7 protein-coding genes and 2 pseudogenes are annotated in these 11,486 nt (G+C 70.9%); 5 read left to right on the top strand and 4 right to left on the bottom strand.

The window, feature by feature from the left end; translation table 11 throughout:
• Positions 1–8: 8 nt before the first annotated feature.
• Positions 9–695: an ElyC/SanA/YdcF family protein gene (locus GTW40_RS00355; protein ID WP_202485164.1), complete on the bottom strand. Its 687-nt coding sequence runs from the start codon at positions 693–695 to the stop codon at positions 9–11.
• A 168-nt stretch (positions 696–863) separates the two neighbouring features.
• On the opposite strand from GTW40_RS00355, the gene GTW40_RS00350 reads away from it, so the two are divergent.
• The 5 genes and pseudogenes from GTW40_RS00350 to GTW40_RS00330 all read left to right on the top strand — a co-directional run.
• Positions 864–1,046 carry a hypothetical protein gene (locus GTW40_RS00350; protein ID WP_161178121.1) on the top strand — a complete coding sequence of 61 codons (183 nt, stop codon included), beginning with the start codon at positions 864–866 and terminating at the stop codon, positions 1,044–1,046.
• Positions 1,047–1,097: 51 nt separating this feature from the next.
• Positions 1,098–2,408, top strand: coding sequence for a deoxyguanosinetriphosphate triphosphohydrolase (locus tag GTW40_RS00345; protein ID WP_161178120.1), 1,311 nt, complete (start codon positions 1,098–1,100; stop codon positions 2,406–2,408).
• Between the two features lie 156 nt (positions 2,409–2,564).
• Positions 2,565–3,830 (top strand): FAD-dependent oxidoreductase, encoded by a 1,266-nt coding sequence (locus GTW40_RS00340; RefSeq protein ID WP_161178119.1) that lies wholly within the window; start codon positions 2,565–2,567, stop codon positions 3,828–3,830.
• A gap of 47 nt (positions 3,831–3,877) precedes the next feature.
• On the top strand, positions 3,878–5,785 hold the full coding sequence (gene dnaG / locus GTW40_RS00335; RefSeq protein WP_161178118.1) for a DNA primase: 1,908 nt from the start codon (positions 3,878–3,880) through the stop codon (positions 5,783–5,785).
• 324 nt (positions 5,786–6,109) lie between these two features.
• Positions 6,110–7,264: pseudogene (locus tag GTW40_RS00330) on the top strand (RNA polymerase sigma factor); the annotation flags it as partial.
• A 193-nt stretch (positions 7,265–7,457) separates the two neighbouring features.
• On the opposite strand, the gene GTW40_RS00325 reads toward GTW40_RS00330, so the two are convergent.
• The 3 genes and pseudogenes from GTW40_RS00325 to GTW40_RS00315 form a co-directional block, all read right to left on the bottom strand.
• Positions 7,458–9,386, bottom strand: a complete 1,929-nt coding sequence (locus tag GTW40_RS00325; protein WP_161178116.1) for an ABC transporter ATP-binding protein — start codon at positions 9,384–9,386, stop codon at positions 7,458–7,460.
• A complete protein-coding gene (locus GTW40_RS00320; protein WP_161178115.1) occupies positions 9,386–11,119 on the bottom strand; it encodes an ABC transporter ATP-binding protein in 1,734 nt (577 codons plus the stop codon). Before GTW40_RS00320 ends, GTW40_RS00325 begins: the two co-directional genes overlap by 1 nt.
• 183 nt (positions 11,120–11,302) lie before the next feature.
• Positions 11,303–11,486: pseudogene (locus GTW40_RS00315) on the bottom strand (sugar kinase); the annotation flags it as partial.

Here is an 11,486-nt window from a genome sequence, read left to right as displayed (position 1 = left end):
CCGCCCCCTCACCCCCGCGACGCCAGCGCCCGCTCCACCCCCCGCTCCCTAGGCCCCAGGAACCGCGGATCCGGTCGGAACACCACGTCCAGGCTCGCCTTGGCCGCCGCGAAGACCTCGCGGGTGCCGCCGTAGTACCAGGTCGCGTCGTGTGGTTCGGGGACGCCGAGGCCGTACGAGTGGACGCCCGCCGCCTCGCAGAGGGCGACCGCGCGGCGGATGTGGAAGCCCTGGCTGATCAGGATCGCCCGGTTGACTCCGAAGATCTTGCGGGCGCGTACGCAGGAGTCCCAGGTGTCGAAGCCCGCGTAGTCCTCGACGATGCGGGTGGCGGGGACGCCGTGGCGGGTGAGGTAGGCGTGCATGGCGTCCGGCTCGTCGTAGTCGTCGCGGCTGTTGTCGCCGGTGACGAGGACGGCCTCGATCCGGCCCGCGCGGTAGAGGCGGGCCGCCGCGTCGAGGCGGTGTGCGAGGTACGGCGACGGGCCGCCGTCCCAGAGTCCGGCGCCGAAGACGACGGCGACCTGCTCGCGCGGCACGTCCGCGGCCGTCCGCAGCCGGTCCGCCGTCGAGACGTACAGCCAGGCGGAGGGGAGCAGGGCCAGTACGCAGCCCGCCATGACGGCCTGGAGCAGACGCCGTTGCCCGCGCCGGGTGCGCGGAAGACGCGGCAGGCGGGGTGGGCGGATCTTCATACGGGCTCCCCGGGTGATCGTGTTCCGACCAGGGAGACGCGCGGGGAGGGAATGCGGTTCACAGGGGCTGACCTGGTCGACTCGGTTCACACCCCACATCCCTGTACGCCGCGTGTCCGTGACGACGTGGCAACGGACGCGCAATGTCGCTGCGGCAGGATGCCCCTCATGACAGTGCCGGACTCGCTCAGCGACGACCTCCTTCCCGACCTCGGCAGCACGGCGCACCTCATGAGCAGCATCGGGGTCCGGCTCGTCGGCCAGTTGCGGGACGTCACCCCGCCGGGGCGCCGTCGCCAGGACGTGTCGCCCACCGCTCGAAAACCCCGCAAAAGCACTACAAACGGATAGCCGCCCGCACCGTCTTCCCCGATCGTCACCGCCGCCGCTTACTGTCGAGGCATGGAAGGCACCGCACACCCCTCGACCGACGACGCCTACGACGCCGACATCGCCCACGGCGCCTACGACCCCGCGTCCACCGAGCGCTGGGCCCCCGAGCCCGACAAACGCCCCGGCCGCACCGCCTTCCAGCGCGACCGCGCCCGCATCCTGCACTCCGCCGCGCTGCGCCGCCTCGCGGGCAAGACCCAGGTCGTCACGCCGGGCACCCGCAGCCGCGCCTGGGACGCGAGCCCCCGTACCCGGCTCACCCACTCCCTGGAGTGCGCCCAGGTCGGCCGCGAGCTGGGCGCGGCCCTCGGCTGCGACCCCGACCTCGTCGAGGCCGCCTGCCTCGCGCACGACCTCGGCCATCCCCCCTTCGGCCACAACGGCGAACAGGCGCTGAACGAGTTCGCCGACGACATCGGCGGCTTCGAGGGCAACGCCCAGTCCCTCAGGCTCCTCACCCGCATCGAGCCCAAGCGCTTCACCCCCGAGGGCTCCGTCGGCCTCAACCTCACCCGCGCCACCCTCGACGCCGCCACCAAGTACCCCTGGCCGCGCGGCGCGAACCCGGCCGACCCGGCGTCCCCCAAGTTCGGCGTCTACGACGACGACCGCCCCGTCTTCGACTGGGTCCGCAAGGAGGCCCCCGGCACCCGCACCTGCTTCGAGGCCCAGGTCATGGACTGGTCCGACGACGTGGCGTACTCGGTGCACGACATCGAGGACGGCCTGCACGCCGGGCACATCGACCCCAACTGCCTCCAGGCGGAGCCCGAGAGACGCGCGGTGTTCGAGGTCGCCATCGGCCGGTACGTCCCCGCCGACACCGACCCCGCCGAACTCGCCGCCGCCCTCGACCGCCTCCAGGACCAGGAGTGGTGGCCGCACGGCTACGACGGCACGGCGTCCGCGCAGGCCCGCCTCAAGGACGCCACCAGCCAGCTCATCGGCCGCTTCTGCCTCGCGGCGGAGGCCGGTACCCGGGAGGCGTACGGCACCGGGCGCCTGACCCGCTACGGCGCCGAACTCGTCGTACCCCGCGAGGCGCGCATGGAGTGCGCGGTGCTCAAGGCCGTCGCCGACCGGTACGTCATGCAGCGCGCCGAGCAGGAGCTGCTCCGCGCCGACCAGCGGATCGTCGTCGCGGAGCTGGCCGAGGCGCTCACCCGGCGCGCCCCGGACGGGCTGGAGCCGCAGTTCCGGGCCCTGTTCGACGAGGCGTCCGACGACCCCGCGCGCAAGCGGGTGATCGTCGACCAGATCGCCTCCCTGACCGACGCCTCGGCCCGCTCGCTGCACGCGAGACTCACGGGACGCGACTGACGGGACACCGCCGCCCGAGTGAGGCGGAAGCACCGGGCATATGTAGGAGGAACGTGCCTGCGGGTGGCCTGATCGGGTCACTCCCCCTTCCCGCGGCACGCCACGTGCGGGACGCTCCCCTGTGGCGGCAGGCGGCACCCTACGAGGAGGCATCAAGTGGTCGACGCGGATCAGACGTTCGTCATCGTCGGAGGCGGGCTCGCCGGGGCCAAGGCGGCCGAGACGCTCCGCGCGGAGGGCTTCACCGGCCGGGTGATACTGATCTGCGACGAACGCGACCACCCCTACGAGCGACCCCCGCTGTCCAAGGGCTATCTGCTCGGCAAGGAGGAGCGCGAGAGCGTCTTCGTGCACGAGCCCGCCTGGTACGCGCGCCACGACATCGAACTGCATCTCGGCCAGACCGTGGACGCGATCGACCGCGCCGCGAAGACCGTGCGCTTCGGCGACGACGGCACCCTCGTCCGCTACGACAAGCTGCTGCTCGTCACCGGCTCCGAGCCCCGCCGTCTGGAGGTGCCCGGCACCTCGCTCGCGGGCGTCCACCATCTGCGCCGCCTCTCCCACGCCGAGCGACTCAAGGGCGTCCTCGCCGCCCTCGGCCGGGACAACGGCCACCTGGTGATCGCGGGCGCGGGCTGGATCGGCCTGGAGGTCGCGGCGGCGGCCCGTGAGTACGGCGCCGAGGTCACCGTGATCGAGCCCGAGCCGACCCCGCTGTACGGCGTCCTCGGCCCCGAGCTGGGCAACCTCTTCGCGGAGCTGCACCGCGAGCACGGCGTCCGCTTCCACTTCGGGGTCCGCCTCACCGAGATCGTCGGCCAGGACGGCGTGGTCCTCGCCGCCCGCACCGACGACGGCGAGGAGCACCCCGCGCACGACGTGCTCGCCGCCATCGGCGCCGCCCCGCGCACCGGCCTCGCCGAGGCCGCCGGACTCGAACTGGCCGACCGCTCCCTCGGCGGCGGCATCGCGGTCGACGAGCACCTGCGCACCTCCGACCCCGACATCCACGCCGCCGGGGACGTGGCCAGCTTCCCGCTGCCGCTCTTCGACACCCGGCTGCGCGTCGAGCACTGGGCCAACGCCCTCAACGGCGGCCCGGCCGCCGCCCGCGCCATGCTCGGCCAGGACATCGTCTACGACCGGCTGCCGTACTTCTTCTCCGACCAGTACGACCTCGGCCTGGAGTACAGCGGCTGGGCGCCCCCCGGCTCCTACGACCAGGTGGTGATCCGGGGCGACGCGGGCAAGCGCGAGTTCATCGCGTTCTGGGTGCGCGAGGGGCGGGTGCTTGCCGGCATGAACGTGAACGTGTGGGACGTCACAGAGACCATCCAGCGGCTGGTGCGATCCCGGGCCGTGGTGGACACCGAGGCCCTCGCCGATCCGCACGTCCCGCTAGCGGAGCTGGTGCCCTGAGGTCTCCGCGCGCGGGGCAGGCCGCCGGACCCCCGTAGAATTCATCCGTGGCAGGACGGATCAACGACGAGGACGTGAAGGCGGTACGGGACGCGGTCCCGATCGACGCCGTGGTCTCCGAGTACCTCCAGCTGCGCAACGCGGGCGGCGGCAACCTCAAGGGCCTCTGCCCCTTCCACGATGAGAAGTCCCCGTCCTTCCAGGTCAGCCCGAGCAAGGGTCTCTTCCACTGTTTCGGCTGCCAGGAAGGCGGCGACACGATCACCTTCGTCATGAAGGTGGACCACCTCTCCTTCTCCGAGGCGGTCGAGCGCCTGGCCGGCCAGGCCGGGATCACGCTGCGCTACGAGGAGGGCGGGTACAACCCCGCCCACCAGCGCGGCGAGCGCATCCGCCTGGTCGAGGCGCACAAGATCGCCGCCCAGTGGTACGCGGAACAGCTCGCCACCAGCCCCGAGGCCGACACCGGCCGGATCTTCCTCGCCGAGCGCGGCTTCGACCAGGCCGCCGCCGTCCACTTCGGCGTCGGCTACAGCCCCCAGGGCTGGGACCACCTCACCCGCTATCTGCGCGGCAAGGGCTTCAGCGACAAGGAACTGATCCTCTCCGGGCTCGCGCAGGACGGCCGCCGGGGCCCCATCGACCGCTTCCGGGGCCGTCTGATGTGGCCCATCCGCGACATCGGCGGCGACGTCGTCGGCTTCGGCGCCCGCAAGCTCTACGAGGCGGACAACGGGCCCAAGTACCTCAACACCCCCGACACCGCGATCTACAAGAAGTCGCAGGTCCTCTACGGCATCGACCTCGCCAAGCAGCAGATCGCCAAGTCCAGCCGGGCCGTCGTCGTCGAGGGCTACACCGACGTCATGGCCTGCCACCTCGCCGGTGTGACGACGGCCATCGCGACCTGCGGCACCGCCTTCGGCGGCGACCACATCAAGATCCTGCGCCGTCTCCTCATGGACAACGGCTCGGCCCGCGTGATCTTCACCTTCGACGGCGACGCGGCCGGACAGAAGGCCGCGCTGCGTGCCTTCGAGGACGACCAGAAGTTCGCCGCCGAGACCTACATCGCCATCGCCCCCGACGGCATGGACCCCTGCGAGCTCCGCCTCGCCAAGGGCGACGAGGCGGTCGCCGACCTGACCGAACCCCGCACCCCGCTCTTCGAGTTCGCGCTCCGCCAGATCGTGGCGCGCTACGACCTCGACACCCCGGCGGGCCGTGCCGCCGCGCTGGACGAGGCCGCGCCGGTCGTCGCCCGCATCAAGAACAGCGGCGCCCAGCACGAGGTGGCCGTGGACCTCGCGGGCATGCTCGGCATCCTCGACACCCAGTTCGTCGTCAAGCGCGTCGCCCAACTCGCCCGCTGGGCAAGGGATCGCGGCGGCAAGGGCGCCCCGCCGCAAGCGAACCGCAGCGCGCAGCAGCAGTGGGAGACGACCCCCCGGCCGACGAGTTCGGGACCCGCGCTCACCCTGCGCAACCCGGTCTTCGCCGCCGAACGTGAACTGCTCAAACTCGCCCTCCAGCGGCCCGAGTTGGTCTCCCCGGCCTTCGACGCCTACGGCATCGACGAGTTCACGGCGGCCCCCTACGCCGCCGTACGCCAGACCATCGCGGAGACGGGCGGCGCCGAGTACGGCGTGACCGACCCGCAGGAGTATCTCGTCCGGGTCCGCGAGGCCGCGCCCGACGACACCGTGCGCGCCATGGTCACCGAACTCGCCGTCGAGCCGATCCTGCGCCGCACCGTGGACGACATCTACGCGGGCACCGTCCTCGTCGTCATCCGCCGCCGCGCGGTCGAGCGCCGCATCCAGGACGTCCAGTCCCAGTTGGCCCGTCTCGCCAACGGCGGCGACCCCGCCCAACTGGCGTCCGTGCAGAACGAATTGTGGGTCCTCCAGCAGTACGACCAGGCATTGCGCGCTCACGGAGCGGACGCGCTCTAGGGGGTGTCGTTTGGGTCAGGTCGGCGCAGGTGACTCCGGTGCCATGGTGACCGACCCCAGCGGGGTCTGGTGCGTGCAGCTGCAAGGCGGAGGAGGGAGTCGAAGCGGAGCGTCGGCGACCGACGACAACGCCGCAGATGTGCGTGCCAGACCCCGCGTCGTCGAGCTGATCCAAACGGCACCCCCTAGCCCCAGCGGGCCCCAGGATCACCACGCGGTCACGGACCGGACGCAAAAAGTCACCGCACGCCCCTCGTGGCGGGGATGTGTCGTACCCCACACTGGGTGCGGTGCCCCAGCCCCCCGGAGCGCAGGCCGCGACTCATCCTGGAGGTCGCCCCCGTGCGGACCCACACGCTCACCGAGACCGCAGGAGCCGTCACACCCCCCGGTGACGAGCCCGACGCGGAGACGGACGTACTCATGGCCGTACCCTCGCAGGGCGGCCCCCGCCGGGAGGCGGAACCCGAGGAGAACCACGAGCCCGCCGGACCCCCGGCGGAGGCCCTCGACGAACCAGAACCCGAGCCCGCCGCGACGCGCGCCGCCGTCCACTCCGAGACCGGCGGACCCTCCGCCGACCTGTTCCGCCAGTACCTGCGCGAGATCGGCCGTATCCCGCTGCTCACCGCCGCCGAGGAGGTCGAACTCGCCCGCCGCGTCGAGGCCGGGCTCTTCGCCGAGGAGAAACTGAGCGGCACCCCCGACCTCGACAGCCGCCTCGCCGGCGACCTCGACCGGCTCGTCGTCCTCGGCCGCATCGCCAAACGCCGCCTCATCGAGGCCAACCTCCGCCTCGTCGTCTCCGTCGCCAAACGCTACGTCGGCCGCGGCCTGACCATGCTGGACCTCGTCCAGGAGGGCAACCTCGGGCTCATCCGCGCGGTGGAGAAATTCGACTACGCGCGGGGCTACAAGTTCTCCACCTACGCCACGTGGTGGATCCGGCAGGCGATGTCGCGTGCGCTGGCCGATCAGGCTCGGACGATCCGTGTCCCCGTGCACGTGGTCGAGCTCATCAACCGCGTCGTCCGTGTACAGCGGCGGATGCTTCAGGAGCGGGGGTACGAGCCGACGCCCGAGGAAGTCGGCGAGCATCTTGAGCTTCCTCCGGAGCGGGTCCGTGAGGTGCTGCGGCTTGCCCAGGAGCCGGTGTCCTTGCATGCGCCGGTGGGGGAGGAGGATGAGGTCGCCCTCGGGGATCTCATCGAGGACGGGGATGCGGCCAGTCCTGTGGAGACGGCGGCGTTCTTGCTTCTACGGCAGCATTTGGACGCGGTGCTTTCCACTCTTGGGGAGCGGGAGCGGAAGGTTGTTCAGCTGCGGTACGGGTTGGCTGACGGGCGGCCTCGTACGTTGGAGGAGATCGGGCGGCTGTTCGGGGTGACCCGGGAGCGGATTCGGCAGATCGAGTCCAAGACGCTCGGTAAGCTCCGCGATCACACGTATGCGGATCAGCTTCGGGGTTATCTGGACTGATGCCGGGTGCGGGTCCGTTGTGGCTGATCGCGCAGTTCCCCGCGCCCCTAAAAGCAAAAGCCCCTGAGCTGCGGGCAGTCGTGCCTCCCCCAGTGCCTTAAGGGCCTGGGAGGTGCCCCCAGGCGGCACGGGTGGGCGCAGCGGCACCCGCTCAACGCGGCCAGTGCACCCACCCGTACCTCCGCCCCGACGGTCAGTCCACCTCGGCTACCGCCTGGGCGAACTGGGCCTTGTACAGACGGGCGTACGCCCCGTCCGCTGCCAACAGCTCCGCGTGGGCGCCCTGTTCGACGATCGAGCCGTTCTCCATCACCAGGATCGTGTCCGCGTCCCGGATCGTGGAGAGACGGTGGGCGATGACGAACGACGTGCGGCCGTCGGCGAGTTTGGCCATCGCTTTCTGGATGAGGACCTCGGTGCGGGTGTCGACGGAGCTGGTGGCTTCGTCGAGGACGAGGATCACCGGCTCGGAGAGGAACGCCCGCGCGATGGTGATGAGCTGCTTCTCGCCCGCGCTGACGCCCGTGCCCTCGTCGTCGATGACCGTGTCGTAGCCGTCGGGGAGGGTGCGGATGAACCGGTCCGCGTGGGCGGCCCGCGCCGCTTCCTCGATCTCACCCCGGGTGACCTCGCGAGAGGAGCCGTAGGCGATGTTCTCCGCGATCGTGCCGCCGAACAGCCAGGTGTCCTGGAGCACCATGCCGATGGTGGAGCGGAGTTCGTCGCGGGTCATCTCGCGGACGTCCACCCCGTCGAGGGTGATACGGCCGCCGGAGACCTCGTAGAACCGCATGAGCAGGTTGACCAGCGTGGTCTTGCCCGCGCCGGTCGGGCCGACGATGGCGACCGTCTGACCGGGCTCGACCTTGAGCGAGAGGTCCTCGATGAGCGGCTTGTCGGGGTCGTAGCGGAAGGAGACGTTCTCCAGCCGGACCCGGCCGCGCAGCTCGTCGGGGCGTACACCCGGTACCGGGTCCGCCTCCTGCTCCTCGGCGTCGAGGAGCTCGAAGACCCGCTCGGCCGAGGCGACGCCCGACTGCACCAGGTTCGCCATCGACGCGACCTGGGTCAGCGGCATCGAGAACTGCCGCGAGTACTGGATGAACGCCTGCACGTCACCGATGGACAGCGAGCCCGAGGCGACCCGCAGACCGCCGACCACGGCCACCAGGACGTAGTTGAGGTTCGAGACGAACATCATCAGCGGCTGCATGACCCCGCTGTTGAACTGCGCCTTGAACCCGGCCTCGTAGAGCTGCTCGTTCTGCTCGGCGAACTGCTTCGCCGACTCCTCCTGGCGGCCGAACACCTTCACCAGGGTGTGCCCGGTGTACATCTCCTCGATGTGCGCGTTCAGCGCGCCGGTGGTCCGCCACTGCTGCACGAAGTGCGGCTGCGAGCGCTTGCCGACCCGGGTCGCCACCACGAAGGACAGCGGCACGGTCACCAGCGCGACGAGCGCCAGGATCCAGGAGACGTAGAACATCATCGCGAGCACGCCCACGATGGTCAGCACCGAGTTGATCAGCTGGCCCATCGACTGCTGGAGCGTCTGGCCGATGTTGTCGATGTCGTTCGTGGCGCGGGAGAGCACCTCGCCGCGCTGGCGCTGGTCGAAGTACGACAGCGGCAGCCGCGACAGCTTGGCCTGCACGTCCTCGCGCATCCGGAGCATCGTGCGGTTCACGGTCCGGTTGACCAGCCGCGTCGCCACCGCCATCAGCAGACCGGCGACCAGGAAGGTGACCAGGGCGAGCAGCAGGACGTCGCCCACCGCGCCGAAGTCGATTCCCTGGCCCGGGGTGAAGTCGGTGCTGCGCAGCATGTCCGCGACGGTGCCCTGGCCGTGCGCGTGCAGGTTGCTCAGCACCTGCTCCTTGGTGGCCCCGGCCGGCATCTGCCGACCGATGATCCCGGCGAACACCAGGTCGGTGGCGTTGCCGAGGATCTTCGGACCGATCACGTTCAGCGCCACGCTGCCGACCACGCAGGCCAGCAGCGTGTAGATGGTGCCGCGCTCGGGGCGGAAGCGCGCCATCAGCCGCTTGCCCGAACCCTTGAAGTCCATCGAGCGCTGGTCCGGCCCGCCCCCGGCCATCATGCGTCCCATGGGCCCGGCCATCAGGCAGCCTCCGCTTCCGTGAGCTGGGAGAGCACGATCTCCCGGTAGGTCTCGTTGCCCGCCATGAGCTCGTGGTGGCGGCCCGAGCCGACCACCCGGCCCTCGTCCAGGACGATGATCCGGTCGGCGTCCCGGATGGTCGCCACCCGCTGGGCGACGATCACGACGGTCGCCTCCGAGGTCTCCTCCGACAGCGCGGCACGCAGCGCCGCGTCCGTCGCGTAGTCGAGCGCGGAGAAGGAGTCGTCGAAGAGGTAGATCTCCGGCCGCTGGACCAGGGTGCGCGCGATCGCCAGCCGCTGGCGCTGACCGCCCGACACATTGGTGCCGCCCTGCGCGATCGGCGCGTTCAGGCCGCCCTCCAACTTCGCGACGAAGTCCTTGGCCTGCGCCACCTCAAGCGCGTGCCACAGCTCCTCGTCGGTCGCGTCCGGGTTGCCGTACCGCAGGTTCGTGGCGACCGTGCCCGCGAACAGGTACGGCTTCTGCGGCACCAGGCCGACCGTGCGCGCGAGCAGCGTGGGCTCGGCCTCGCGCACGTCCACGCCGTCCACCAGCACCTGGCCCTCGGTGGCGTCGAACAGCCGGGGGACCAGGCCGAGCAGGGTGGACTTGCCGCTGCCGGTCGAGCCGATCACGGCCGTCGTCTCGCCCGGACGGGCCACCAGGTCCACGGAGCGCAGCACCGGCTCCTCGGCACCCGGGTAGCGGAAGCCCGCGCCCCGGATCTCCAGATGCCCGTGCCCGCGCAGCTCGGTCACCGGCGCGAGCGGCGGGACGACGCTGGACTCGGTGCCCAGCACCTCCTGGATGCGCTCGGCGCAGACCTCGGCACGCGGCACCATCATGAACATGAAGGTGGCCATCATCACGGACATGACGATCTGCATCAGATAGGCGAGGAACGCCGTCAGGTCGCCGATCTGCATCCCGCCGCTGTCGATGCGGTGGGCGCCGAACCAGACGACCGCGATGGACGACACGTTCACCACGGTCATCACGATCGGGAACATCAGCGCCAGCATCCGGCCGGTGGCCAGCTGCATCTCGGTCAGTTCGGTGTTGGCGCGGCCGAACCGCTCGCGCTCGTAGCGGTCCCGCACGAAGGCGCGGATCACGCGGTTGCCGGTGATCTGCTCGCGCAGCACCCGGTTCACCGTGTCCAGACGGGTCTGCATCGAGCGGAACAGCGGGCGCAGCCGGCGCACGATCAGCGCCACGGAGACGGCCAGCACCGGGACGACGGCCACGAGCACCGCCGACAGCGGCACGTCCAGGCCGAGCGCCAGCACGACCCCGCCGACACACATGATGGGCGCCGAGACCATCAGGGTGAACGTCATCAGGACCAGCATCTGGACCTGCTGCACGTCGTTCGTCGTACGGGTGATGAGCGAGGGCGCCCCGAAGTGACCCAGCTCACGCGAGGAGAAGGACTGCACCCGGTCGAAGACCGCGCCACGCACGTCCCGGCCCAGCGCCGAGGCGGTACGGGCGCCGTAGTACACGGCGCCGATGTTGCACACGACCTGGACCAGCGAGATGCCGATCATCAGGGCGCCGAAGGACAGGATGTAGCCCGTGTCGCCCTTCACGACACCGTTGTCGATGATGTGCGCGTTGAGGGTGGGCAGGTAGAGCGTGGCGCAGGTCTGCAGGAACTGCAGCGCCACCAGGAAGGCGATGGGTTTCTTGTAGGGCCTGAGGTAGGTCCGCAGAAGTCGTATGAGCACGCTGGTCTCTCGGAGTCGGCGGTGGGGCGGGGGTGCCTGCCCCTGGCCCTATCGTCGGACACTCCACCCGCGTTACCTCAACCGAATTAACCCGTCAGGCTGCCCTGTTGAGCTGTGGGCTGAAACGCCTCCGGACGGGTGAGGTTCACGACTCCGCGGCGGTGGGCCTACGCGTCAGCGGGCCTACCGGAACGCGCCCGGGTGGGTCTGCTCCCGTACCGACGTGTACTGCTGGCGCACCGCCTGACCCACGGCCAGGTCGTCGCCCGGCTCCAGCACCTGCGCGGCCGCGCCCTGCCAGGCCGGCGGGGTGCGCGGGTCGAGCGTGCCCTGGGCCGCGCCGAGCGCCCACGCGGCCTGGCGGGCG

Source organism: Streptomyces sp. SID4985, assembly GCF_009863025.1.
In the GTDB taxonomy this organism is placed as follows: domain Bacteria; phylum Actinomycetota; class Actinomycetes; order Streptomycetales; family Streptomycetaceae; genus Streptomyces.
Note: the sequence above shows the minus strand (reverse complement) of the source record. Positions and strands in the feature narration are given on the sequence as shown.

Coding starts and splice junctions, on each gene's coding strand:
- GTW40_RS00345 (WP_161178120.1), top strand. CDS start 1,098: ATGGAAGGCACCGCACACCCCTCGACCGACGACGCCTACGACGCCGAC.
- GTW40_RS00325 (WP_161178116.1), bottom strand. CDS start 9,386: ATGGCCGGGCCCATGGGACGCATGATGGCCGGGGGCGGGCCGGACCAG.
- GTW40_RS00355 (WP_202485164.1), bottom strand. CDS start 695: ATGAAGATCCGCCCACCCCGCCTGCCGCGTCTTCCGCGCACCCGGCGC.
- GTW40_RS00350 (WP_161178121.1), top strand. CDS start 864: ATGACAGTGCCGGACTCGCTCAGCGACGACCTCCTTCCCGACCTCGGC.